Genomic DNA, 24,256 nt, shown 5'->3' on the forward strand with positions numbered 1-24,256 from the left:
ACACACGTCGTCATGGAAGTGACTTCGAGATGCAACATGACTCCAGTAGCGAAGCCAGTGTGCCCGCATCAAACGGTGTCGGCAAGCCAAAAAAACAAATCGCTTCGCCTTGCAGTTGCACGGCCGGAAGCACCCAAATCGGCCGCCATAATGACCCGTTTTCCTCCCCGGAGCCCCCCTTGGACAGCGATCACCCTCGGTGACCGTCCACACGGCGTAGCAGGCCCTGCGCGTCGGTGAGACGGTGAAACCGCACACCCCCGACGCCCCCGCATCCCCCCTGTTCGCCGATGCTCAATATCTACTCGCTCGACTCCGGCCGCCTGGCCGGCCTACCGCCCGAAGCCTTTGATCTGGAAGGCGCGGAGCAGCGCCTCAAGCCCATTTGGGTGGATCTGGAAGCCCCGACGGCCGAGGACAAGGACTGGGTGCAGAGTCACTTCGGTCTCACCATCCCCGAAGACGCGGTGGACGATGACCTGGAAGAGTCCGCTCGCTTTTACGAAGAAGACGACGGGCAACTGCACATTCGCTCCGACTTCCTGCGTCTGGACGAGCAGGGCGGCTCGCGCAACGTGCGCGTGGCCTTCATCTTGTTCCGCAACACCCTGTTCTCGATCCGCAAGGAAGACCTGCCGGTGTTCCGTCTGCTGCGCCTGCGCGCGCGTCGCACGCCGGCGCTGATCGACGACGCCAAGGACGTGCTGCTCAAGCTCTACGACGCCGACGCCGAGTTCAGCGCCGACGCGCTGGAAGGCATCTACGACGCGCTTAACGACATCAGCGCCCGGGTGCTGAAGGAGCAGGTGAACGACGAAGTGGCCGGCGAGGTGCTGACCGCCATCGCCCGCGAGGAAGACTTGAACGGCCGCATCCGCCGCAATGTGATGGACACGCGCCGCGCGCTGTCCTTCATGATGCGCAGCCGCATGCTCAGCGCCGAGCAGTTCGAGGACTCGCGCCAGATCTTGCGCGACATCGACTCGCTGGACAGCCACACCGCCTTCCTGTTCGACAAGATCAACTTCTTGATGGACGCCACGGTCGGTTTCATCAACATCAACCAGAACAAGATCATCAAGATCTTCTCGGTGGCCTCGGTGGCCTTGCTGCCACCGACCTTGATCGCCAGCGTCTACGGCATGAACTTTGCGCACATGCCCGAGTTGCAGCAGCCCTGGGGCTATCCCTTCGCGCTCGGCCTCATGGTCTTGTCCGTCGCGGCGCCCTTCATCTACTTCAAGCGCAAAGGTTGGTTGCGGTGAATCCACCCATCCGGGCGCTGACCCTGGATCTGGACGAAACCCTGTGGGCCATCGGCCCCGTGATCGCGCGCGCCGAAGCGAAGCTACACCAGTGGCTACAGCAGCACGCCCCAGCCACGGCGGCGGCCTTTGATGTGCCGGCCCTGCAGCGCGAACGCGATCGGGTGGCCGCCGAGTTCCCCGAGCGCGCGCACGATTTCACCTGGGTGCGCCTGCAATCCATCGCCCAGTGCCTGGCTCAAAGCGGCGAGGACTCCAGCCTGGCCCAGGCCGCCTTTGACGAGTTTCTGGTCTGGCGCCACCGGGTCGAACTCTTCCCCGACGCCCGCCTCGCATTGCAGCGCTTGGCCGCGCGCTACCCGCTCTTTGCCCTGACCAATGGCAATGCCGACCTGGGCCGAATCGGCATCGATGAGTTTTTCAGCGGCCGCCTGGCCGCGCGCGACTTCGGGCGCGGCAAGCCGCATGCCGACTTCTTCCACGCGGCCTGCGCACAACTGGGCCTACCTCCGGGCGAGGTGCTGCATGTGGGCGACGACTGGGCCCTGGACATCGAAGGCGCGCACGCGGCCGGCCAACCCTCGGCCTGGATCCACCGCCCGGGCCACCCGGCCCGCCCCAGCCACAGCACGGCGCAGCCGGCCTTTGTGGGCAGCGACTTGCTGCAGCTCCTCAGCTGGCTCGAAGCCGGCGCTTGAGCGCGCGCAGCAAGCCCCCCAGCAGCGGCAGCTTCTCCCATAGTTCCTCGGCCGCATCCCAGTAATCGCGGTGATAGGCCACGCGGCCACTGGCGTCAAAGCGCAGATGGCTGCTGCCGTGGATGCGTTGGGCCTGCCCGCCGCGCAGGAAGTGGAAGTCCCAGGTCAAGAAAGCTTGGTCCTGCGCCGCAAAGGCCTCCAGAACCTCAAAGCGCGGCGCCTCCAGCTGCTCAAACATGTGAGCAAAGATGCGCTGCACCGCCGCCAGACCGCGCACCTCGTTGAAGGGGTCGCGGAAGTAGGCCTGCTCGGTATAGAGCTCACCCAGTCGAAGCAGGTGCTCGGGCCGCAGCCCCTCGTAGAAAGCCACCACGGCACGCAGGCGGGGGTCCTCGGGCGTCATAGCCGGGTGCCCTTGCGCACCAGCCAGAAATAGGGCCGGGCCGGCAAATGACGCAGGAACTTCACGAAACGCGTGAAGCGCTTGGGGAAGTGGATCTCAAAGTCCCCATCGGCCCAGCCCTCCAGGATGGCCTCGGCGGCCTGCTCGGGGGTCTGTAGGGCCGGCATCGGAAAGTCGTTCTGCGCCGTCATGGGCGTGGCCACGAATCCCGGGTTGACGATAGACACGCCCAAGCCCTTGGGGGCCAGGTCCAGGTACAAGGTCTCGGCCAGATGGATCAGCGCCGCCTTGGCCGGCCCATAGCCCAGCGCCTTGGGCAGGCCGCGGTAGCCCGCCACACTGCTGACCAGGCTGATGTGCCCGCCCTGCCCGCGCTCCGCCTGGCCCAGCAGCTGCGGCAGCAGCACGTCCAGCCAATTGAGCGCGCCTTGGTAATTGGTTTGCAACTGCTGGGTGGCACTGGCCAGATCGAATTGATCGGCGCGCAGCGGCGTGTAGGCACCGGCGCAAAACAGCGCCAGATCCACCCGCCCGGTGCGCGCCACCAGGGTGCGCAGGGCACTGGCGAGGCTGTCGCGATCCAACACATCAGCAGGCAAGGCCAGTGCCCCCGGATGGGTTTGGGCGAAGGCCTCCAGTTTGTCGGCGCCGCGCGCACTCACGGCCACCGTGGCCCCGCGGGCATGCAGGGCATGGGCCAGGGCGGCACCGATGCCGGTGGAGGCCCCCACCAGCCAAACCGTCTTGCCGTGCCAGTCTTTGAACTTGGGATTGAGGCTCATAGCTTCTGGAAACTCAGGGTGACTTCGCCGAGGTCGAGGCCGAATTTGCTCATACGGGCTTTGTTGATCATCACGCGCTCGTCCACCAGCCACATCCAGTCATCGAACTGCACCTCGTAGACCTTGTCATCCACCGGCAGTTTGAGGGTGTAGGCCCATTGCAGCGCATTGCCCGCGGAGCGCCCGCGCGCTTCACCCACCACGTCATCGGCCTGGCCGCTGTAGCGGCCATCGCCCAGATGGCGCAGTCGCCAGACCCGGCGCTCCTTGCGGCCATCGCTGTACTCGAAGTCCTCCTCCAACACCCCCTGCTCGCCCTGCCAGCGGCCCTGCATGCGCACCACAAAGCGTGCCTTCACGCGCCCCTGGCGGTCGGTGAACAAGCCATGCCCCAGCAGGGGACCGTTGAAGTACTGACGCAGGTCCAGGCGCGGCTGCTCGGCCGCATAACTCTGTAGATCGGGGCCTGCACAGGCACTCAAGAGCAAGGCGGGGGCCAGCAGCGCGAGTCGACGTTTCATAGCGAATCCTTGTGGCGCCACAGCAGGCCCAAGGCCAGGGCCTTGAGCAGGCAGGGCAAGACGGCATAACAAAGCGAGAGCGCCTGTAGCGAGGCTGCATCGCGCGCCCCTTCGCGGTAGCCCAGGGCCTGCAACAGCGGCAGGGCCAGACCGGCGGCCAGGGCCAGATTGAGCTTGGTGGTGGCCGTCCACCAACCCAGGAAACTGCCCTCGGCTTGGCCGGAAAGACCGGCGCGCTGCACCACCCGCGTGAGCATGGCGCCCGGCAGCGCCAGGTCCGCGCCAGCGGCCACGCCGGTCAGCGCGCAGATCAGCAGGAAGGCCGCCACATCGCCCTCGCCCAAACCCGCTGCCGCCACGAACACCGCGATGGCCAGGGCCATGCCCAGCGCCCAGCTGCGCGCCTGGCCCCAACGTGCCACCGCCCGCAGCCACAGCGGCAGGGACAGGGCCGCGCAGGCGAAGTAGCTCAGCAGAAAGGCCGCCTCCCATTGCGGCGCCTGCAGGCGATCGCGCACGAAGAACAGCAGCAAGGTGGCCGGAATCGCCGCGGCGGTGCCGTTGATGGCATAGATCAGCAACAGGCGCCGGAACGCCGGCTGGCGCCAAGCCAGGCGCCAGGGACGATGAAAACCCAGGGGCGGTGCGGGCAGCGCCAGACCGAACAACGCCAGTAGGCCGAAGACCAGAGCCAGCGCCAGCAGCGCGCTGGTCCAGCCCCAGCCGGCCTGGCTCATCAACAACGTGGCAGCCAGCACGCCCAGCAGCCCCAGGCCCTCGCGCCAGGCCACCAGCCGGGTCTGCTGCACCACATTGCCACCCAGGCGTGCACCCCAGGCCTGGTGGCTGACGGCCAGCACGCTGTAGGCCAGATAGCCCAGCACCAACCACACCCCGGCCCACAACAGCAGCCCGGGCAGCGGCAGGCGCGGCGCCATGAAAAGGCCGGCGAAGCTGGCCGCCATCACGCAGGCCGCCGGCACCATCACCCGCGCCCAGGCGCCGGGTCGCAGCCAGCGATCAGCTTGCCGGCCGATCCAAGGGTCGGCCAGGGCATCCACGCAGCGCGCTCCCAGAAGCAAGGCGCCCAACAGGGCCAAGGGCACGCCGTGCTCGCGCGCGTAGTGCGCGGGCAGGCTGACGTAGAGCGGCAGCGCCACGAAGGCCAGCGGCAAGCCCAGCAGGCCGTAGCGCCAGGGCACCGTGTTCATAGGCCGAGCAGGCGGCGCCGCAGGTCGCTGGCCGAGGTGGCGGGGTGCAGCCAGATGCCAAAGAAGCGCCGGCTGAAGTCCGCCGCCAGCGGCTCACCGCGCGGCTTGCCGTTGAACCAGAAGCGCGCCCCGCGCTCGGGCTCGTGCACGCCGCGCAGGCGGTCGCCGGCCCGCACATCGGGGAAAGTCGCGCGCATGGCGGCCAGCCAGGCCTGGGCCTGTGCAGCCGGCAGTTCGCCTTGACGCTGCATCTCCTCCAAGGACCGATCCGCGATGCGCTCGCCCTTCAGATCGCGGGCGTACTCCAACTCCAAGGCAAAGGGCTGTTCGGGCCAGCGTTGGGCGTCCAGGGCCTGGGGCGCGTAGAGCCGGGCGTCATACACGTGCAGGCCAAAGACACGGAAGCGAGCCTGCGCGCGCAACGGCCACTCCGGCAGGGGCTCCAAAGCAGGTTGCGACCTGACCGCCGGGCTCAACGCCGCCAGCAACACGGCGCCCAGGGCCTCACGCCTTGACCAGGGTGATTTGCACGACATCGGTGTTGCCGGTCTCGAAGGCAGCCTCGCAATAGGCCAGATAGAACTCCCACAGGCGCAGGAAACGCGGCTCAAAGCCCAGGCGCAGTACCTCGTCGGCGCGGGCCATGAAGTCGGCGCGCCAGCGGCGCAGGGTCTCGGCGTAATCGGGGCCGAAGCTGAACGAAGTTTCCAGCCTCAGGCCGGCGGCTTCGGCCTGCTCCCGCAAGGTCTTGGGGCAGGGCAGCATGCCGCCGGGGAAGATGTATTGCTGGATGAAGTCGGTGCCGCGGCGGTAGCGCTCGAACAGGTCATCTCGAATGACGATGCTTTGCACACAGGCCCGACCGCCGCTCTTGAGTTGGCGCGCCAGGGTCTGGAAATAGGTCGGCCAGTAGGCCTCGCCCACCGCTTCGATCATCTCGATGGAGACCACGGCGTCGTAGGGCGCATCAGCCAGGTCGCGGTAGTCCTGCAGGCGCAAATCGGCACTCAACCCGGCCTGCTGCAGACGCTGCCGCGCATAGGCCAGTTGTTCGTCCGACAGCGTGATGCCGGTGTGCTGCACCCCCAACTCGCGCACGGCCTTTTCGGCCACCGCACCCCAGCCGCAGCCAATCTCCAGCAGGCGCTGACCGGGCTGCAGATTCAGCTGCGCTAGCGCCCGCGCCATCTTGGCCTGCTGGGCTTGCTCCAGGCTTTGGCCCGGTGCGCTGAAGAGCGCGCTGGAGTAGTTCATGCTTGGGTCCAGCCACAAGCGATAGAACTCATTGCCCAGGTCGTAGTGGGCCACGATGTTGCGCCGGCTACCGCTCTTGCTGTTGCGCCGCAGCGCGTGCTTGATGCGGTAGAGCAAGGCGCCCCACCAACTGCCGTAGATGGCAGACTCCAGCGCCTCACGGTTGCGCAGGAACAGGGTCAGCAAGGCGGCCAGATCGGGGCTGCTCCAGTGGCCCTCGATATAGCTCTCGGCAAAGCCGATGTCGCCCCGGTTCAGCGTGGCCTGGGCCAGCGCCCAGTCATGAATGCCCATGGCGGCGCGCGGCTGCAGCGGCTGGCCCACATGCAGGGTCTGGCCGTCGGGCAGTTGCAGATCCAGGCTGCCATGCTGAAGGCGCTGCAGCAGCTTGAAGACGGTGCGCACCGCAAACGGGGCGTCGGCCGGTGCTGCCAGTTCGCGCCCCGGGTTCTTGCTGAGGGTCTGTTCCATCTCGACTCCTTGCTTGTTCAACGACTCAGCGCCTGAGCCGGCGGGGCCGGCTTGCTGAACCAGGGCACGCGCTTCAGCCAGAGCCGCAGCGCCTGCCAGTGAATGCGCGCCACCAAGGCCAGGCTGTGCAGCGGCTGCGCGCGGCAGGCCTGGCGCAACGCAGCGGGCGTCAGCGGCTGCAGCCGGCCGGACAGGCTGGTCTGCAGCAAGGGCTGGTCCTGCTCGGTCCACAGATCCACCCGCGCCAGCCACTGGGGCTGAGCGCCACCCCGGCGGTGAAAGCGAAAGCGGTACTGGCCGGTCACCTCGGCAAAGGGCGACACGTGGAAGACCTTGCGGGCGACTTGCTCGCCCCCGCTGTCCAGGCCCGGCCCCTGCAGCAGATAGACGTGACGCTCGCCAAAGGTGTTGTGCACCTCGGCCAGCACCACCACGCTCTGCCCATCACGGCGCTCGCAAAACCAAAAGCTCACCGGCTTGAAGCTGTGGCCCAGCACACGCGGGAAACATTGCAGCCAGATCTCGCCGTCCACCTGCTCCGCCAGGCCCTCGCGCTGCAGCAGGGCCTCGACCCAGGCCAGCGCATCCGGGCCGCCGGCGCCATGGTCGGCGTCGTAGAAGCTGAACCAGGCCGGGCGATTGCGCGGCAGGGCCGGTTCCGGTTGCTCGCGCAGCCTTCGCAGCGGCAGCACGAAAAAAGTGCTGGCATAGCTGAAGGCGTGCGCACGCGGCGCCAGGCGGCGGTGCCGCACCGGGCCTTGGCCCAACCAAACCGGCGCGGTGACATTCATGGCCTGGCGTCCAGGGCCATGAGTTGCTCGGCACAGGCCCGCGCCGCCTGCAGGCCAGAGAGCAGCCCGTCTTCATGGAAGCCGTAGCGCGTCCAGGCCCCGGCAAAGAACAGGCCGCCCTGACCTTGGATCTCGGGCAGGCGCGCCTGGGCCCGCACCGCGCCGGCGTCCAACACCGGATGCGCGTACTCGAACTCGCGCCAGATGCCCTGCGGCTCCCGCAAGGGGTTGAGGCTGACCACCACCGGTCGCTGCCAGGGCAGGGGCTGCAGGCGATTGATGAGGTAGTGCAGGCAGACGGGCTGATCTGCAGAGTCAGTCACTGCGGCCTCGAAGTTCCAGGCCGCCCAGGCGCGCTGGCGTTGCGGCAGCACGGTCGCATCGCCGTGCAGCACGGCGCGATTGCTTTGATAACGAATGGCGCCCAACAGCGCCTGCTCGCTGGGGCGTGCTTGCTCCAGCAAGGCCAAGGCCTGGTCGCTGTGGCAGGCCAAGATGACCGCATCGAAAGCCTGCACACCCGCTGCCGTGCGCAGCAGCACGCCGCCCTCCGGCCGGCGCTGCAAGCCCAGGGCCGGCTGCGCCTGATGAACCTGCGGCAATTGGGCGGCGAGGCGCTGTACGTACTCGCGCGAACCGCCGCGCACCGTGAACCATTGCGGGCGCTGCGCCACCTGCAGCAGGCCGTGGTTGTGGCAGAAGCGAATCAGCGTGCCGATGGGGAACTGCAGCATTTGCTGCGTCGGGCAGGACCAGATGCAGGCCACCATCGGCAGCAGATAGAGCTCGCGAAAAGCCGTGCCGAAGCGGCGCCGCGCCAGAAAGTCGCCCACGCTCTCAGCCAGTGCGGCGTCATCTCCGGCTTGGGCCAGCGCCGTGCATTCGCGGTTGAAGCGCAGCAGGTCGGCCAACATGCCCAAGAAGGCCGGGCGCAGCAGATTGCGGGCTTGCGCAAACACCGTGGCCAGCGAGCTGCCGCTCCACTCGATGCCTTGGGTGCGTTGCTGCACCGAGAAGCTCATGTCGCTGGCCGCCAGCGGCACCTCCAGCTGGCGGAACAGCTCGATCAGCAGGGGATAGGTGCGTTCGTTGAAAACCAGGAAGCCGGTATCCACGCCATGGCGCACGCCGTCCAGCTCCAGATCCACCGTGTGCGCGTGGCCGCCCAGGCGCGCGTCGGCCTCGAACAGGCTGACCTCGCAGCGATGGCGCAGCGCCCAGGCCGCGCCCAGGCCGGTGATACCGGCGCCCACCACGGCCACGCGACGAGGGCTGCGCCCATCACGGGGGCTGCCGCTGTCGCGCAGCCAGGGCAACAGCGGCGCGCCGTGGTCGGCGGGGCCACGCCCAGCCGCCGCAGGGGCAGCACGCCAAAGCGCCAGGCCGGGGTCGGGAAGCGGCAGCGCGGTGCTCATGGTTGCTGGGCCAGCAGGCGTTCAATCAGACGCACCACCCGGTCGGCATCCGGCGACGTGACGGAGCTGAAGGCATCCACCGGTCGGCCTTGACGATCGACCACATATTTGTGGAAGTTCCAACGCGGCACGCTGTCGGTGGCGCGGGCCAGCTCCGCGAACAGCGGGTTGGTATCCGGCTGCCCGGGCTTGACCACCGACTTCGCGAACATCGGGAACTTCACGTTGAAGGTGTTCTCGCAGAAGGCGGCGATCTCTTTGTTGCTGCCGGGCTCTTGGCTGTTGAAGTCGTTGGATGGGAAGCCCATCACGACCAAGCCGCGACCACCGTAGCGCGCATGCAAGGCCTCAAGCGCCTTGTACTGGGGCGTGAAACCGCAGTAGCTCGCCGTGTTGACGATCAGCAGCACCTTGCCCGCGTACTGGCAGAGGTCCTGCGGCGCCTCGTCCTGCAGCCGGGGTTGGGTGCGCTGCAACAGCGCTGGACAGGCAGGAGCAGCCGCTGACGCCACCCCGCTGGCCAGCAACACCAGGGTCAGGAGACCGGATTTCAAGAGCTTGTTGCGCATATGTCCTAGTCAAATTGGCCGTCAGTGGGTAAATTAAAGCACGATGTCCGACCAAGAACAAGATTTGTCCAAGACAAAAATGCAAAACGTCGAGCCCGGCCTGGGCATCGCGGCGGTCGAGCGCGACACCGGCCTGTCCAAAGACCTGCTGCGGGTGTGGGAGCGCCGCTATGGCTTTCCGCAGCCCGCCCGCGACGCCCAGGGCGAGCGCCTCTATCCGGCCGAGCAGGTGCAGAGGCTGCGGTTGGTCAAGCGCTTGCTGGACGCCGGCCAGCGTCCGCATCGCGTGGTCGCCCTGCCCGAGTCCGAGCTGCAGGCACAACTGCAACTGCTGCAGGCGCCGGTGGCATCGAGCAAACAGCTACCCGGCGCCGACCTGTCCGTCCTGGATGCCCACCTCCAGCCCCTGAAGCAGCACCGCTCGCACGACTTGATGGAGGGGCTGCAGACCGAATTGCTGCGGCGCGGGCTCAAGGGCTTCGTCATCGAGTTGCTGGCGCCCCTGGTCGGGCGGGTGGGCGAGCTATGGGCCCAGGGCGAGCTCCAGATCCACGAGGAGCATCTGTTTTCCGAATTGGTCAAGCAGCTGCTGCACCGCGCCATCGCCCAGTTGGGCGGCGCCCAAACTGCGGCTCCGCGCGTGCTGCTTTCCACCCTGCCGGGTGAGGAACATGGGTTGGGCCTGCTGATGGTGCAGGCCTTGCTCACCGCCGAAGGCTGCAACTGCATCTCGCTGGGCCTGCAAACCCCGGCCGCCGAACTGGCCCAGGCCTGCGCACGCCACCGCGCCGACGCCCTGGCCCTGAGCTTTTCTCGCTACGCCAGCGCCGCCTTGGTGGAAGACGGTTTGCAGGCCCTGCGCGCCGGCCTGCCCGCTGGCTGCGAACTCTGGCTAGGCGGCAGCGCCGCCGTACTGCGCCGCCCTGCCCTGCAGCGCCAGGCCGATCTGCGCATCGGCACCGAACTGTCGGCCTTGGCCGTCTGGGTGCAGGACTGGCGTCAGCAGCGCAGCGCGTAATGCTGCGCCGCAGCATCCCCTTCTAGAATGCCCGCTCTAAACCGAGGCCTGCCATGCTGTATCCCGAACTCTTCAAGCAACTCGAAGCCGTGCGCTGGAATATGGAGCGCGACATCCCCTGGGACCGCTTCGACCCCGCCCAGCTCAGCGACGAGCAGGCCCAGACCATCAAGATGAACGCCATCACCGAGTGGGCGGCGCTGCCGGCCACCGAGATGTTCCTGCGCGACAACCGCGACGACAGCGACTTCTCCGCCTTCATGTCGGTCTGGTTCTTTGAAGAACAGAAGCACAGCCTGGTGCTGATGGAGTACCTGCGCCGCTTCCGCCCCGACCTGGTGCCCACCGAGCAAGAGTTGCACGAAGTGCGCTTCGAGTTCGACCCCGCGCCCGCGCTCGAAACCCTGATGCTGCACTTCTGCGGCGAAATCCGCCTGAACCACTGGTACCGCCGTGCCGCCGAGTGGCATACCGAGCCGGTCATCAAGGCCATCTACGAAACCCTGGCACGCGACGAAGCCCGCCACGGCGGCGCCTACCTGCGCTACATGAAGCAGGCCATGAGCCGCTTCGGCGACGAAGCCCGTGCGGCGTTTGCCAAGGTGGGCGTGCTGATGGCCAGCGCCCGCCGCACCGCGCAGGCCCTGCACCCCACCAATCTGCATGTGAACGCCAAGCTCTTCCCTCGCGACACCATCCAGAGCCGCCTGCCCGACCCGGCCTGGCTGGAAGCCTGGCTGGACAAGCAGATCCAGTTCGACGCCGTGTGGGAGAACAAGGTGGTGGAGCGCATCCTGCACAACATGAGCCTGCTGATGGAGCGCAGCTTCGCCTCGGTGCAGGAGCTCAACCGCTTCCGCAAGGAAATGATGGCCAAGGTCGGCACGCCGCCGTTGGCCCCAGCCTGACCTATCGCACCGAAAACAAACGCCCGGCAAGCCGGGCGTTTTCATTGGTGCGCTGTCTCCTGAGCAAGCCGCCTTGATCAAGCAGCCGCCGCGGAACCGGCTTTGCCGGGCCGCTGGCGGCGCCAAGGCACAGAGGCCTTGGCCTTCGTGAGGCTTGAGCAGTCCTCAGGACTGCCCAAGTCCGCACTCAGCTCCCTGGGGGAGGCGCCGCAGGCGCTTCGGGGGGGTTAAATCATGTGCTTGCGCTTGTAGACCAGGGCGGCGAAGCACAGACCGGCGATCAGCAACCCGGACACGAACTGCGCGCTGGCCAGGGCCTGAAGCTGGTTGCCGATGTCAGCGCCGACGATCTGCCAGATTTGGCCCAGGTCCATGCCGCGGATGCCCTTGCCGTCACCGCCTGCCGCCATCCATTGCTGGGGATGCGAGACGAAGAAGGCTTGGCTCATGCCTTCCGCGTGAGCCTTCAGCCAGGGCCGCACGAAGTCACGGGTGGCCGGCAGATTGCCCAGCACTACACCCGCCACCACCACCGCCGGCACACCCAAGCGCTTGAGCCAGGCGGAAGCCGCCATCAGCAGCAGCACCAGGGGCGAAAGCCACAGCATGAAGAGCGACAGACCCACCACCAGGCGTACCAAGCCCGGCAGTAGCAGGCCGGCCACGGTGATCCATTGCACCTGAGCCAACGCCCCGAAGCCCCAGACCTTGACGACCGCGCAAGCGGCGATGACCAGACCCGACGCGACCCCGACACCGATGGCCGCCAGGGGCACCAACAGGCAGTGCGCCAGCAAGGTGGCACCAATGTGCTCGCTGTGCGAGCCCGGCAGCGAGGTCCAGAACTCCAGCGAGCGGTCCTGCGCATCACGGCGTGCCAGACCCGATACCTGCAGCATCATCGCCAGCAGGGTCAGCGACAGAACGGCCATGGTGCTGAAGCCCCAGACCGCAGCGGCCAGCTTGCTGCTGAGCGCCAGATTGAGAACACTCCCGACTTCCTTCAGTTCATCGTCAGGCCCGAACTGCCAGTTGCCACCAAAGGGCATGGACAGCAGCGCGATTACCAAGGGCAGCGCCATCACCGCCAACCAACCCCAACGGTGCTGCATCCACTCGCGCTGCAGCAGGGTCTTGAATCGCATCGTTGCCACGTTTGCATTCGACATCTTGTTCTCCTTCTCAGGCGCGCGGCGCCAGTTCGGGCTTGCGGGTCAAGGCCACAAACAGATCCACCAGACTGGGGCGGAAGCGCTGGCCCAGTTGCTCCACATGGGGCGGCACAGCGCCGTCGAACAGGGCGGCCGGCTTGCCGCCCATCGAGCGGTAGCGCAGCAGCGGGTGGGCGGCGGCCACCGCATCGGCCGCCTCGGGGTCGTGGGCCAGGGCGTAGAAGCGGCTTTCCATCGCCTCCAGGCTCAGGTTCAGCACCAGCTTGCCCTCGTCCATCATCAGCACATCGGTCAGCAGGGCCTCGATCTCCTCGACCTGGTGGGTCGAGATCAGCACGCTGCGCTCGCCGTCGCACCATTCGTCGATCAGCATCTCGTAAAAGCCCTTGCGGCTGATCACATCCAGCCCCAGGGTGGGTTCGTCCAGGATCATCAGCTTGGCGTCGATGGAGGCGATCAGCGCCAGATGCACCTGCACCGTCATGCCCTTGGAGAGGTTCTTGACCTTGTCATTCAGGCCCACCGAGGTGCGGCGGATCAGCTGACGGGCACGCTCGGCGCTGAAGTTGGGTTGCAGACCCGTCATCAGCGTGATCAGCTCCGACACGCGCGCCCAGCGCGGCAGCACCGCCACATCGGGGATGTAGCTCAACTCGGTCAGCAACTGGCTGCGCTCGGCCATCGGGTCCCGGCCCAACACCTTGAGCTGGCCCTCCACGCCCTTAATGCCCACCAGGGCCTTCATCAGCGAGGTCTTGCCCGCGCCGTTGTGGCCCAAGAGGCCCACCACCCGGCCCTTGGGCAGGGTGAAGGAGACGTTGTCCACGGCCGTCTTGGCGCGGCCATAGCGCAGCGTCACGCCGCTGGCTTCGATCAGGTTCGTGCTCATGCTTGCTCCCAGTTCAGATCCTTGGCCGACAGGCCCAGGCGGCGCAGGCGTTCGCGCAGCACCGGCCACTCGTCCTTCAAGAAGGCATCGCGCTCGCTGTGCATCAGCCGCTTGCGCGCACCCTCGGTCACATACATCCCCAGGCCCCGGCGCGGCTCCAGAAAGCCCTCGTCCACCAAGGACTGCAAGGCCCGGCTCACGGTCAGGGGATTGATCAGGTACTGCTGCGCCAGCTGGCGCACCGAGGGCATCGGTTGCCCTTCGGCCGGCTCGCCGTCCATCAGCTGGCCGGCCAATTGCTGGGCCAGCTGCCGGTAAATCGGCGCCGTGTCGTTCCAGGTGCTGAGCATAGGGGCTGCTCCGGTGTGTTGGTGATGTAGCACACTATGCCGGCCAACCTGGGAGCCCTCATCCGGCGCACGATGCAGCGGGGCTTGGCGGGGATGAAATGCAGGAAACGCGGACAAACGGTCGGTCGGCTCGGCGCCAACTGCTGACGGCCCGCCCCCAAGGCCAACCGCCACACGCCACCTCACCCAGCGGCGAACAGACCCGCGCGAGCGCCTCTCAAGAGTGTGCAAACCCCTGGGCTGCACGCCTGTTGCGCAGGCAACCAGGCCACCCCGAAGTCACCAAAGCCAGCCACACTGGCCACCGCGCCCGAGACTTCAATCTGAGGTCCGGCGCTGAGCGTGCCGGTGCTGGCACCGCTCATCAGCCGCGCGCCGGCCTCGCCAAAGGCGACCAGCAGTCCGCCACCCAGGGGCGCGATGTGCTGGGCAGGTCCAGGCAAAGCCTGGCGCTCGGGCGCCAGATCGGCATGACGCAGATTCAGGCGAGTGAGACTGGCCTCACCCGACTTCAGCAGCCAGAGAAAGTCGCCGGTCTGCGCAGCGTGCGGGCCACTCGTTTGTTCAAGCCGAGTACCGAGCGGGTGCGACGCTGGCCCGAGAACTGGACGCGCCGCATCGATGAGATCGATCGTCTGCAAGCCCGAGCCCCCATCCGCCGTACCGTAGACCAGGTGGGCGCGGGTGCCTTGCACCCGCAGTCGACCCAAAGGCAAGCCCTCGATCTGACTGACGGGGGTCGGCGTGCCGTCTATGCCAATGTCCAACACGAGCAGCCGAGCACGTGGCGCGGAGAAGAACTCGTCGACCGGGGGGCCCTGCAGGAGCAGCAGACGATCGCCCATCCAGGCCAGATCGATGAGGTCGGTTCCGAAGCGCTTGAGCCATCTGGGTTGCGTTGGCTCGCTGAAGTCGGCCATCACCATCTCAAGGCCAGAGGGCCTGCAAGTGCCCGCGCAGCCAGGCACCACCAGCGCCGCGACGCGGTGCTGATGAGCCGCCAGGGCCTGAATGGAATCCCGCCCACCGTTGAAGGACTGCAGGGGCAGGCTCCCCAGCAACTTGGGCTGACTGAGATTTGTGGCGTCGAGCGCCTGCAGCCCCGCCGACTCACCGTCCAGATAAAGCCGCCGACCGTGGGCCGTCGTCGCCAAACTCGACGCGGCGGACTGCGTGGCGTACTCGCCGAGCACTTTGAATGCGGGCGGTGGCGGCGGAGCTGGGGCCGGCGTCGGCACAGAGGCCGACCCGGCAGAGCCCCCACAGGCCGCCAGCAGCGCCGGTGCACCCAGCCATGCGCCGGCCCGCGCAATCACCTGTCTTCTTTTCATTGGATCTCCCTAGAGTCGGCGGCATTGCAGCACGTCAGGCACCCAAGCTTGCACGCCACCTCCCCCCAACTTTGGGGCTCGCCCCCAGCCAAGAAGCTGACGCCGAGTGGGAAAACGCGCCAGCGGTTACAAACGCGGCCCCACGGGAGAAACCCATGCGCAACTTTCTGCCTTTTGCCCTTGCCGCGCTGAGCCTGCCGCTGGCCGCCGAGCCGGTCGGCGAGGTCTCGACCGCCTTCAAGCTGATCGGCCCCAATCACAAAGTCGTCGTGGAGGCCTATGACGATCCGCGTGTGCAGGGCGTGTCCTGCTATGTCTCACGCGCCAAGACCGGAGGGCTGTCGGGCGCCTTCGGCCTGGCCGAGGACCGCGCCGAGGCATCGATCGCCTGCCGCCAGGTGGGCGACATTGCATTCCCCAAGGGCCCGCTACCCCAGCAGGAAGAGGTATTCAGCGAACGCGCTTCCATCCTCTTCAAACGCCTGCGCGTGGTGCGCATGGTGGATGCGACGCGCAACACCCTGGTCTACCTGACCTACACCGACCGGCTGATCGATGGCTCGCCGCAAAACAGCGTGACGGCCGTGCCGGTGCCGCGCTCAACCCTGGTGCCGGTGCAACGCTGAGAACAAGCCGGCGACTCCCAGTGCAACGGCCGCACCCAGCGCATGCGCCAAGGGCACCGTCGCCATGCCGCCCCAGAGCGGCTCGTAACGCAAGGCCGGCCCCCAGGGTTGCTCGGCCAACAGCTTGAGCGCCAGCACGGCCAAAAAGGCCCAGCCGATGCGGCGCTCATGCGCGTTGCCGCGCAGCAGGCCCAGGCCCACCAGGGTGGCCGCCCCATGCAACAGGCCCGAAGCCCCGAAGTAGGCCGGCAGATCGGCACGCAGCGCCAGCAGGGCATGCATCAGCGGCCAGGCCAGACCCAGAGCGCACAGATCGCGCGCTTTCAGGCGCGCGCGCCAGCCCAGCCAGGCCAGCAGCAGCGCACCCAGGGCATTGGCCCCGGCATGCAGGGGCGAGCCATGGACCAGCGCACAGGTCCACAAGCGCCAGGGCTCCTGCCACAAGGTGTGGGCCTGCCATTGCCAGCGGGGCACCTCCAAGCCCAGGCCGGCCAGCGCGGCCAAGGCCAGCACGACCAGCGCCAGCGCCCAGTTCAAACCGACGGGAAGACCGCGTGCCACAGGGCCAGCACGGCATCGCGGTGGCCGGCCAATTCGCCCAGATCGCCCGCGTCCAGATGGGTGGCCTGCTCATCCAGGCGCAGCCGGTGCTGGGCGCGACGCAGCTCTCGGTAGGCATCGGAAGCGGCGCGGCCCACGCCCTGCGGCAGCAGGCCAGCGCTCTCCGCCCGCTGCAGCAGGGCGATCAGACCCAGATTGGGGATCAGCTCGGGATGCGCGGCGCTGTGCAGCAGCTGCAGGGCCTGCAGCGCGAACTCGGCGTCCAGCATGCCGCCGGGGCTGTGCTTGAGCTCGAAGCGACCGGCCCGCACCGGGTGCGCCTGACGCAGCTTGTCGCGCATGGACAGCACCTCAGCGCGCAGCGCCTCAGGGGCGCGCGGGGCGGTCATCACGGCCTGGCGCACGGCCTCAAAGGGCGCGGCCAGCTCGGGGTTGCCGGCACACCAGCGGGCCCGCGTGATGGCTTGGTGCTCCCAGGTCCAGGCGGTGTTGCTGCCGCGCCCTTCCTGGTAGGCCGCAAAGCTCTTGAGGCTGCTGACCAGCAGGCCGCTGTTGCCATTGGGGCGCAGCGCGGTGTCGATGTCGAACAGACCGCCGGCGCGCGTCTGCAGGGTCAGCCAGGGCACCAGCTTGCGCACGAAGGCGGCATAGACCTCGACCGCGTCCTCGTGCTCGTCGTCGAACAGGAAGACCACGTCCAGGTCCGAGCCATAGCCCAGCTCCTTACCGCCCAGCTTGCCGTAGGCGATGACCGCAAAGCGTGGCTCGGGGCGGTGCGCCTTGCCCAGGCGCAGCTGGCGCGCCCAGCACCACTGAATGGCCATTTGCAGCAGGGCGTCGGCCAGGGCGCTGAGGTCATCGGCCACCTGCTCCACGCTGATGCGACCCTCGACATCGCGCACCAAGGTGCGGAAGACCTCGGCGTGGTGGGCGCGACGCAGGGCGTCGAGCAGGCTTTCCTCGTCGTCCTCGCCAGAGCGAGCCCAGGCATCAAAGCGATCGGTCAGCTCCTGGCGGAAGGCAGCGGCGTCAAAGCGCTCGTGCAGCAGGCGGGCGTCGGCCAACTCGTCAATGACGCCCGGGTGCTGCATCAGATAGCGCATGGGCCAGCGCGCCAGGCCCAGCAGGCGCAGCAGCCTTGTGAGCACCGCCGGACGCTCGATCAGCAGCGCCAGATAGGCCTCGCGCCGCAGCAGGGGTTCGACCCAATCCACAAAGCGCGCCGCCGCAGCGGGTTCGCAATCGCCCTGCTCCACCTGGGTGGCCGCGCGCTGGAACAGGCGCGCCAGGCGCTCCTTGGCGGTTTCTTTCAGGCCCTGCACACGCGGCTGGGCTGCGAAGCCGCGCACCGCCGCCTGCAGCGGCTCGGGCAGTCCGGCCAAAAAACTCTCGCTGTCCAACGTCGGTGGCGGCCCGCCACAGTTCTTGCAGCCGCCGGACTGCGGCGCCTGGCCGTCATGCAGCAGGGCATCGAACTCGGCCGCCACGCGTTCGCGGGTCTCGCAAAGCCGCTCGAACAGCTGACAAGCCTCTCTTTCACAGCGCAACCCCAGGGTCTCGGCAATCCAGCGCAAGTCCGCATCACTCTCGGGCAGGCAATGGGTCTGCTGGTCGTCCAGGTACTGGATGCGATGCTCGATCTGACGCAACAGGGTGTAGTCACCGGCCAAGGCCTGCGCGGCTTCGGGCTTCATCAGGCCGGCGGCGGCCAAGCGCTCCAAGGCCTTGAGGGTGGAGCGGGTGCGGATCTCGGGAAATTGCCCGCCGCGCACCACCTGCAGCAACTGCACGATGAACTCGATCTCGCGGATGCCACCCCGGCTCAGCTTCACATCGTTGGCGCGCTCGGGCCGGCCGGCGGCACGGCGCTGGGCTTCCTCACGGATCATGCGGTGGATCTGCCGCAGACCCTCGAACACGCTGTAGTCCAGGTAGCGCCGGTACACAAAGGGTGTGACCAACTGGCTGAGAGCCTGCGCGCGGCGCAGGGTCTCGGGGTCGCGCGGCGCCACCACCCGGCTCTTCAGCCAGGCCAGGCGCTCCCACTCGCGGCCCTGGGCGTAGAAATACGTTTCCAGGCTGGCCAGGCTGCAGGCCGGTGCGCCGCTCTTGCCGTTGGGGCGCAGGGCCAGGTCCATGCGGAACACCTGGCCGTCCTCGTCCACATCGCCCACCAGGGTCTGGATGCGTTTGGCCACACGGCCAAAGTACTCGGCCGCCGAAAGGCTCACCGCACCATCGCTGTCGCCGTCTTCCTCATAGACATAGATCAGGTCGATGTCGGACGACACATTGAGCTCGCGCGCGCCGAGCTTGCCCATGCCCAGCACCCAAAAGGCAATCTCCTGCCCCTGCGGGTTGCGCAAGGACCCATGGCGCTCGCTCAACTCAGCGCGCGCGGCTTGCACGGCCAGGTCCAGCGCCACTTCGGCCAGCGTGGTCATGGCCTGGGTCACGCCCGCCAGCGGCAGTTGCTGCGCGCAGTCCAGGCTGGCCAGGCGCTCCAGCCAGAGCTGACGGGCGATGCGCAGGGCCTGGCCCAGGGGGCGCCCCTGGGCCTGCAGGGCCGCAATCAGGCTGCGCAGCGCGGCTTCGTCCAGCGCGCCATGGGGCAGGAGCGCCAGCTGGTCGGCGTAGCGCCGCCGGATGCGTTGCACAAAGCGACTGTGCGCCGCCGGATCTGGCTCGATCTGACCGGCCAAGGCCTCTTTCAGCGGCGACACTTCGCACCCTTCCGCCATGTCCTCACTCGCTTCCAAGATCATTGCCGCCTGCCACCGCCCGGCACGCTGGCTGCGCCGCGGCCTGCGTTGGCTGCTGGTGGCCGTGCTGGGCCTGTGGTTTGTGGTTCTGGGCCTGTGGCTGGTGTTGCATTGGGCGATTCTGCCCAAGGTCGATCACTGGCGGCCCGAGCTGGAAGCCCGTGCCACACAGTGGCTGGGGTCTTCGGTGCGCATCGGCGCCATCCAGGTGCGCACCGGGGGCTGGATCCCGGCGCTGGACCTCAGCGAGGTGCGCCTGCTCGACGCCCAGGGCCGCGAGGCCCTGCGCTTGCCGCGCGTCACCGCCGCGCTGTCGGCACGCTCCCTGTTGACCCTCAGCCTGCGGCTGGAGCAGCTCTATGTGCACCAGCCCGAGCTGGCGCTGCGCCTGGACCGCGAGGGGCAGCTCTGGATTGCCGGCCAGAAGCTCAGCCATCAAGACGGCACGGACAGCCCTTTGCTCGACTGGGTGCTGCGCCAGCACGAGATCGCCATCCAGGGCGGCCGCCTGAGTTGGGTGGACGAGCGCACGGCCACGCCGCCCTTGACCCTGCAGGGCGTGGACCTGCTGCTTCGCAACAGCCTGCGCCGCCACGAACTGCGCCTGGACGCCCACCCACCCGCCGGCTGGGGCGAGCGCTTCAGCCTGCGCGCCCGCGTCAGCCAGCCGCTGCTGGCCCGGCCGAGTCAGTGGCAGCGCTGGAGCGGCCTGTTCTATGCCGAACTGCCGCGCGCCCAGGTGGCCGAGCTGCGTCGGCATCTGACCCTGCCTTTCGACCTCAGCGAGGGCGATGGCGCGCTACGCCTATGGGCCGGTCTGCGCAAGGGCGAACTCACCGAGCTGGACCTGGACCTGGCCCTGCGCGCCGTGCGCATGCGGCTGTCGCCGCGCGTCCAACCCCTGCAACTGGAGGACCTGCATGGCCGCCTGAGCTGGGCCGCGCTGGCCACCGGCTCTCGCTGGAGCGCCGAGGGCCTGCGCTTCACCCTGCTGGATGAGGCGGGACACGCGCGCCAGTGGCAGCCCAGCCGCCTGACCCTGAGCCTGGAGCACCCGCCCCAGGACGCCGCCTGGCAGTCACTGCGCAGCCGCAGCCTGTCCGGCGGCCGGCTGCAAACCACCCAGCTCGACCTGGGCCTGCTGGCGGAATTGGTGGAGCGCCTGCCCCTAGGCGCAGCCCTGCACCGCGAGCTGATTGAACGCGCACCGCAGGGCCTGGTTCAGCAACTGGATGCGCGCTGGCAAGGCAACCTGGACGCCCCAGCCCAATGGCAGGTGGATGCCAGCGCCAGCGGCCTGGCCTGGGCCGCTTTGGCGGCCAGTGATGCAGGGAAACTTGGCGACCCCGGCCTGCACGGCGCCGCGCTCACCGTCAATGCCAGCGAACGCGGCGGCCAGGCCAAGCTGCAGGTGCGCGACGGCGCCTTGGCCTGGCCCGGCCTGCTGGTGGATGAGGCCCTGCCGCTGCGCGAGGCCCAAGCCCAGCTGATCTGGCAGCGCCGCCCCGATCAGAGTTGGAGTCTGCAGCTGCGCCAGGCCCGTTTGCGCACCCCCGACGGCCTGGTGGAACTGGACGGCCAGTGGCGCGGCCCCAAGCCCGCCGATCCCTCGCCCTATGGCCATCTGGAGCTGAGCGGACGCCTACCCGAGCTGCAGGCCGCCGCGCTCAAGCGCTATCTGCCCCTGCCCTTGAATGCGGCGGTGCGCACCTACCTGGCCGACGCGCTGCAGGGCGGCCAGCTGCGTCATGTGCAGCTCACGCTCAAGGGTCCGCTGGATCAGTTCCCGTTCGAGAAGGGCGGCGGACAGTTCAAGGTCAGCGCCCGCGCCGCCGGCCTGCGCTTTGCCTTCCTGCCCAGCCATGCCGCCGATGAAACCCGGCCCGCCTACCAATCCCCCTGGCCGGCGCTGGAAGACTTGAACGGCGAACTCCTGTTCGAGGGGCCGAGCCTGAAGATCCGCAACGCCCGCACCCGCGTCGGTGCGCTGGAGGCCCAGGGCGTGCAGGCCGGCATCCAGCATCTGGCCAAAGACCCGCTGCTGCGCATCGACGCCGGCTGGCGCAGCCCGGCCCAGGACGCACTGCAATTCCTGCGCAACACCCCCATCGGCGGCTGGACTGCCCACGCGCTGGACGCCGCCCAGGCCAGTGGCGCGGTGAGCGGTCGCTTGAGCTTCCAGATCCCGCTGCTGCACGCCGACCAAACCAAGGTGCAAGGCCATGTGCTGCTGGCCGGCAATGAACTGCGTCTGCGCCCCGAACTGCCGTCCTTCCAAAACGTGCGCGCCCGCGCCGAATTCACCGAGCGCAGCCTCAGCATCCCGACGGCCCAGGCCCGCTGGCTGGGGGGCGAGCTCAAACTGGACGGCGGCACCCAACGGGACGGCAGCCTGCGCCTGACGGCCCAGGGACAGGCCAGCGCCGAGGGCCTGCGCGCCGCCAGCGAATGGGGCGCGCTGGCGCAACTGGCCCAGCAATGGCGCGGCAGCACCAGCTACCAATTCAGCGGCCAATGGTTCAACGACCACAGCGAGCTCAGCCTGCGCAGCAGCCTGACCGGCCTGGGTGCCGACCTGCCCGAACCCTTCAACAAGGCCGCCGAGGCCAACTGGCCGCTGAACGTCAGCTGGCTGACCGATGCCCAGCGCGTGGACCACCTGACCCTGCAGATGGGGCCCCTGGTGCGCGGGCGCCTGCAGCTCAGCCCCGGCCAGCGCCTGCGTGGCGGCCTGCGCATCGGACAAAACGCGAACAGCGCCAGCGAACTCGCACTGCCCGAGCAGGGCTTTCATGTGCAGCTGGACCTGCCCCGCCTGGATCTGGACGCCTGGCGCGCCAGCACCCGCAACCTGGCCGGCGGCAGCAGCGCCCTGCTGCCCGACCGCATCGCCCTCAACACCCCGCAACTGATCTGGTCCGGCCGCAGCCTGCAGGGCTTGAGCGCCGGCGTCAGCCTGGATCGCAGCCGCGCCGCCCCCTTGTGGCGCGCCACCCTGCAATCCACCCAGGCCAGCGGCTATCTGGAATACCAAGAACCCAGCAGCCCGCAGCAACCGGCCCAGCTGCACGCCCGCCTGGCGCGCCTGGCCCTGCCCAAGAGCGAGGTCGAGCACGTCGACCAGGCTCTGGACCGGGCCGTGGGCGCGCTGCCCGGGTTGGATGTGGTGGTCGATGACTTCGAACTGCGCGGCATGAAGCTCGGCCGACTGGAGCTCAAGGCCCAGGGCGCGGCCGCCGGCCAGGCCTGGGCTCTGTCGCGCCTTGCGCTCACCCACCCCGACGCCAGCCTGCAAGCCCAAGGCCAATGGAACCCGCAAAGCCACCGCAGCGAGTTCGACTGGCAACTGAGTCTGGCCAACAGTGGCAACTACCTCACGGCCCTGGGCCTGCCCGACACCGTGCGCGGCGGCAAGGGCGAGATGAAGGGGCAGCTCGGCTGGCGCGGCTCGCCGCTCTCGCCCGACATCGGCGGCCTGGACGGGCTCTTCAGCGTGCAACTGGGCGCCGGCCAGTTCCTCAAGGCCCAGCCGGGTGCGGCGCGCCTGCTGGGGGTGCTGAGCCTGCAATCCCTGCCGCGCCGCCTGCTGTTCGATTGGCGCGATGTATTCGCCGACGGCTTTGCCTTTGACGACTTTGCCGGCGAGGTGAAGATCGCCCAGGGCGTGGCGCGCAGCAGCAATCTGCGCATGCGCGGCCCGCAGGCCAGCGTGCTGATGGACGGTAGCGCCGACCTGCAACGCGAAACCGCCGACTTCAAGGCCCTGGTGGTGCCTGATGTGAACGCCGGCGGCGCCTCACTCGCCTATGCCGCCATCAACCCCGCCATCGGTCTGACCACCTTCCTGGCCCAGCTGCTGCTGCGCAAACCCCTGGCCGCGGCCAACACCCAGCAGTTCCACATCCACGGGCCCTGGGCGGACCCCAAGGTCGACAAGCTGGACAAGCCCGACCCCATCCCCCCCGCCGCCTCCGCGCCATGAGACTCGCCGCCATCCAACTCGTCTCCACCCCGCGCCTGTACGACAACCTCGAGCGCACCCGCCATTGGGTGAACGAGGCCGCCGCCCAAGGCGCCGAGTTCATCGCCCTGCCCGAGTACTTCTGCCTGATGGGCCAGAGCGACACGGACAAGCTGGGAGTGGCCGAAGCACTGGGCGAGGGGCCGATTCAGGCCCTGCTCAGTGAGCTGGCGCGCCAGCATGGCGTGTGGCTGCTGGGCGGCACGCTGCCCCTGAAGTCTGAAGGCAGCGACAAGGTCAGCAACACCAGCCTGGTGTTCGGGCCGGAAGGCCAGCTGCAAGCCCGCTACGACAAGATCCACCTCTTCAGCTTCCACAGCGGCCTGGGCGAAAGCTATGACGAGGGCCGCGTGCAGCAGGCCGGCAGCCAGCCCGTGGCCTTCGAGATGAAGGGCCTGCGCACGGCACTCTCCATTTGCTACGACCTGCGCTTCCCCGAGCTCTATCGCGCGCTCACGCCCGATCTGATCTGCGCTCCCAGCGCCTTCACCCACACCACGGGCAAGGCCCATTGGGAGCTGCTGCTGCGCGCCCGCGCGGTCGAGAACCTGGCCTACCTGACCGCCCCGGCCCAGGGCGGCCTGCACGAGAACGGCCGCCGCACCTGGGGTCACACGATGATCGTCGACCCCTGGGGCGAGGTGCTGGCCTGCGTGCCCGAGGGGGAGGGCCTGGCCCTGGCCACCTTGGAGCTCCGCCGCCTAGAGGCCGTGCGCAAGGCCCTGCCCTGTTTGCAGCATCGGCGGCTGTGAGCCCGAGCGCCGCTGAACTGCTGGCGCTGGACGCCCTGACCCTGCGCGAGGCCGACGGCGGCGCGCTCGACCTTGCGGCCCAGGCCCGGCGCATCCAGGAGTCGCTGCACTGCGCCCACGCCCTGGGCGTGTGGCGCGAAGGGCAGTTGGTGGCCTACGTGCTGTTGCAGCCGCAAGAGCTTGGCCGCGCCTTTGTGCGGGGCTTTTGCCTGCACCCCGATTGGCGACAGGCCGGCGTGCTGCTAGACCTGCTGCGCGCGGTACTGGCTTGGGTGACTGAACACGGCGTGAGCGAGTTGCACAGCCATGTGCGCAAAGGCAATGCCGAGTCCCTGGCCTTGCATCGACAACTGGGCTTTGCGGTGGTGGCCGAGAACGAGTGGGCCTATGCCTTTGTGGCGCACGCCGAGGCGCTAACGCGGCACCCGGTGCTGCGGCGCGCGGCGCGGAACTGAGCCGCCAAGGGCGGGCTTTTGTTCGCGCTGA

Annotated in this window: 23 protein-coding genes; 8 read left to right on the top strand and 15 right to left on the bottom strand. The window is 68.3% G+C overall.

Features of this window, described 5'->3' with window-relative positions:
• The first annotated feature begins 290 nt into the window (after positions 1–290).
• Together corA and FF090_RS17205 are read left to right on the top strand one after the other, a co-directional pair.
• Positions 291–1,265, top strand: a complete 975-nt coding sequence (gene corA / locus FF090_RS17200) for a magnesium/cobalt transporter CorA (RefSeq protein WP_138857894.1) — start codon at positions 291–293, stop codon at positions 1,263–1,265.
• A complete protein-coding gene (locus tag FF090_RS17205; protein ID WP_175423700.1) occupies positions 1,262–1,963 on the top strand; it encodes an HAD-IA family hydrolase in 702 nt (233 codons plus the stop codon). Before corA ends, FF090_RS17205 begins: the two co-directional genes overlap by 4 nt.
• On the opposite strand, the gene FF090_RS17210 is transcribed toward FF090_RS17205, so the two are convergent.
• Genes FF090_RS17210 through FF090_RS17250 form a run of 9 tightly spaced genes read right to left on the bottom strand, consistent with a single transcriptional unit; the run spans position 1,938 to position 9,380 of the window.
• A complete protein-coding gene (locus tag FF090_RS17210; protein WP_138857896.1) occupies positions 1,938–2,366 on the bottom strand; it encodes a nuclear transport factor 2 family protein in 429 nt (142 codons plus the stop codon). The genes FF090_RS17205 and FF090_RS17210 overlap by 26 nt on opposite strands.
• Positions 2,363–3,148 (bottom strand): SDR family NAD(P)-dependent oxidoreductase, encoded by a 786-nt coding sequence (locus tag FF090_RS17215; protein ID WP_138857897.1) that lies wholly within the window; start codon positions 3,146–3,148, stop codon positions 2,363–2,365. The genes FF090_RS17210 and FF090_RS17215 overlap by 4 nt, the downstream gene beginning before the upstream one ends.
• Complete coding sequence (locus FF090_RS17220; protein WP_138857898.1) at positions 3,145–3,669, bottom strand: DUF3833 domain-containing protein; 525 nt, start codon at positions 3,667–3,669, stop codon at positions 3,145–3,147. The genes FF090_RS17215 and FF090_RS17220 overlap by 4 nt, the downstream gene beginning before the upstream one ends.
• Positions 3,666–4,880, bottom strand: coding sequence for an MFS transporter (locus FF090_RS17225; protein ID WP_138857899.1), 1,215 nt, complete (start codon positions 4,878–4,880; stop codon positions 3,666–3,668). The genes FF090_RS17220 and FF090_RS17225 overlap by 4 nt, the downstream gene beginning before the upstream one ends.
• Entirely contained in the window at positions 4,877–5,416 is a 540-nt protein-coding gene (locus tag FF090_RS17230) for a chalcone isomerase family protein (RefSeq protein WP_138857900.1), read from the bottom strand. The genes FF090_RS17225 and FF090_RS17230 overlap by 4 nt, the downstream gene beginning before the upstream one ends.
• Positions 5,385–6,605, bottom strand: coding sequence for an SAM-dependent methyltransferase (locus FF090_RS17235; protein ID WP_138857901.1), 1,221 nt, complete (start codon positions 6,603–6,605; stop codon positions 5,385–5,387). The genes FF090_RS17230 and FF090_RS17235 overlap by 32 nt, the downstream gene beginning before the upstream one ends.
• Positions 6,606–6,622: 17 nt before the next feature.
• Entirely contained in the window at positions 6,623–7,396 is a 774-nt protein-coding gene (locus FF090_RS17240) for a DUF1365 domain-containing protein (RefSeq protein ID WP_138857902.1), read from the bottom strand.
• On the bottom strand, positions 7,393–8,811 hold the full coding sequence (locus tag FF090_RS17245; protein WP_138857903.1) for an NAD(P)/FAD-dependent oxidoreductase: 1,419 nt from the start codon (positions 8,809–8,811) through the stop codon (positions 7,393–7,395). Before FF090_RS17245 ends, FF090_RS17240 begins: the two co-directional genes overlap by 4 nt.
• Positions 8,808–9,380 (bottom strand): glutathione peroxidase, encoded by a 573-nt coding sequence (locus tag FF090_RS17250; protein ID WP_138857904.1) that lies wholly within the window; start codon positions 9,378–9,380, stop codon positions 8,808–8,810. Before FF090_RS17250 ends, FF090_RS17245 begins: the two co-directional genes overlap by 4 nt.
• A gap of 64 nt (positions 9,381–9,444) precedes the next feature.
• On the opposite strand from FF090_RS17250, the gene FF090_RS17255 reads away from it, so the two are divergent.
• Both FF090_RS17255 and FF090_RS17260 read left to right on the top strand, forming a co-directional pair.
• On the top strand, positions 9,445–10,398 hold the full coding sequence (locus FF090_RS17255) for a MerR family transcriptional regulator (protein ID WP_175423701.1): 954 nt from the start codon (positions 9,445–9,447) through the stop codon (positions 10,396–10,398).
• A 53-nt stretch (positions 10,399–10,451) separates the two neighbouring features.
• Entirely contained in the window at positions 10,452–11,306 is an 855-nt protein-coding gene (locus FF090_RS17260) for a ferritin family protein (protein ID WP_138857906.1), read from the top strand.
• A gap of 227 nt (positions 11,307–11,533) precedes the next feature.
• On the opposite strand, the gene FF090_RS17265 is transcribed toward FF090_RS17260, so the two are convergent.
• The 4 genes from FF090_RS17265 to FF090_RS17280 all read right to left on the bottom strand — a co-directional run bounded on the left by FF090_RS17265 (position 11,534) and on the right by FF090_RS17280 (position 15,048).
• Positions 11,534–12,475 carry a hypothetical protein gene (locus tag FF090_RS17265; protein ID WP_138857907.1) on the bottom strand — a complete coding sequence of 314 codons (942 nt, stop codon included), beginning with the start codon at positions 12,473–12,475 and terminating at the stop codon, positions 11,534–11,536.
• Between the two features lie 13 nt (positions 12,476–12,488).
• Positions 12,489–13,367 carry an ABC transporter ATP-binding protein gene (locus FF090_RS17270; RefSeq protein ID WP_138857908.1) on the bottom strand — a complete coding sequence of 293 codons (879 nt, stop codon included), beginning with the start codon at positions 13,365–13,367 and terminating at the stop codon, positions 12,489–12,491.
• A complete protein-coding gene (locus FF090_RS17275; protein WP_138857909.1) occupies positions 13,364–13,717 on the bottom strand; it encodes a GntR family transcriptional regulator in 354 nt (117 codons plus the stop codon). The genes FF090_RS17270 and FF090_RS17275 overlap by 4 nt, the downstream gene beginning before the upstream one ends.
• A gap of 182 nt (positions 13,718–13,899) precedes the next feature.
• Positions 13,900–15,048, bottom strand: a complete 1,149-nt coding sequence (locus FF090_RS17280; protein WP_138857910.1) for an LVIVD repeat-containing protein — start codon at positions 15,046–15,048, stop codon at positions 13,900–13,902.
• A 155-nt stretch (positions 15,049–15,203) separates the two neighbouring features.
• Here FF090_RS17280 and FF090_RS17285 point away from each other — a divergent pair, with 155 nt between their 5' ends.
• Complete coding sequence (locus FF090_RS17285) at positions 15,204–15,674, top strand: CreA family protein (protein ID WP_138857911.1); 471 nt, start codon at positions 15,204–15,206, stop codon at positions 15,672–15,674.
• Here FF090_RS17285 and FF090_RS17290 read toward each other — a convergent pair.
• Both FF090_RS17290 and glnE read right to left on the bottom strand, forming a co-directional pair.
• Entirely contained in the window at positions 15,648–16,235 is a 588-nt protein-coding gene (locus FF090_RS17290; protein ID WP_138857912.1) for a rhomboid family protein, read from the bottom strand. The two genes, FF090_RS17285 and FF090_RS17290, sit on opposite strands and share 27 nt — an antisense overlap.
• Positions 16,208–18,976 carry a bifunctional [glutamate--ammonia ligase]-adenylyl-L-tyrosine phosphorylase/[glutamate--ammonia-ligase] adenylyltransferase gene (gene glnE / locus FF090_RS17295; protein ID WP_138857913.1) on the bottom strand — a complete coding sequence of 923 codons (2,769 nt, stop codon included), beginning with the start codon at positions 18,974–18,976 and terminating at the stop codon, positions 16,208–16,210. Before glnE ends, FF090_RS17290 begins: the two co-directional genes overlap by 28 nt.
• On the opposite strand from glnE, the gene FF090_RS17300 reads away from it, so the two are divergent.
• From FF090_RS17300 to FF090_RS17310, 3 genes are read left to right on the top strand one after another with little or no spacing between them, the layout of a single operon-like run.
• Entirely contained in the window at positions 18,975–22,979 is a 4,005-nt protein-coding gene (locus FF090_RS17300) for a YhdP family protein (RefSeq protein WP_138857914.1), read from the top strand. The genes glnE and FF090_RS17300 overlap by 2 nt on opposite strands.
• Complete coding sequence (locus tag FF090_RS17305) at positions 22,976–23,770, top strand: carbon-nitrogen hydrolase family protein (protein ID WP_138857915.1); 795 nt, start codon at positions 22,976–22,978, stop codon at positions 23,768–23,770. The genes FF090_RS17300 and FF090_RS17305 overlap by 4 nt, the downstream gene beginning before the upstream one ends.
• Positions 23,767–24,225, top strand: a complete 459-nt coding sequence (locus tag FF090_RS17310) for a GNAT family N-acetyltransferase (protein WP_175423702.1) — start codon at positions 23,767–23,769, stop codon at positions 24,223–24,225. Before FF090_RS17305 ends, FF090_RS17310 begins: the two co-directional genes overlap by 4 nt.
• Positions 24,226–24,256: the final 31 nt, after the last annotated feature.

Origin of the sequence: Inhella inkyongensis, assembly GCF_005952805.1 — a bacterium.
GTDB classification, from domain to species: Bacteria; Pseudomonadota; Gammaproteobacteria; order Burkholderiales; family Burkholderiaceae_C; genus Inhella; species Inhella inkyongensis.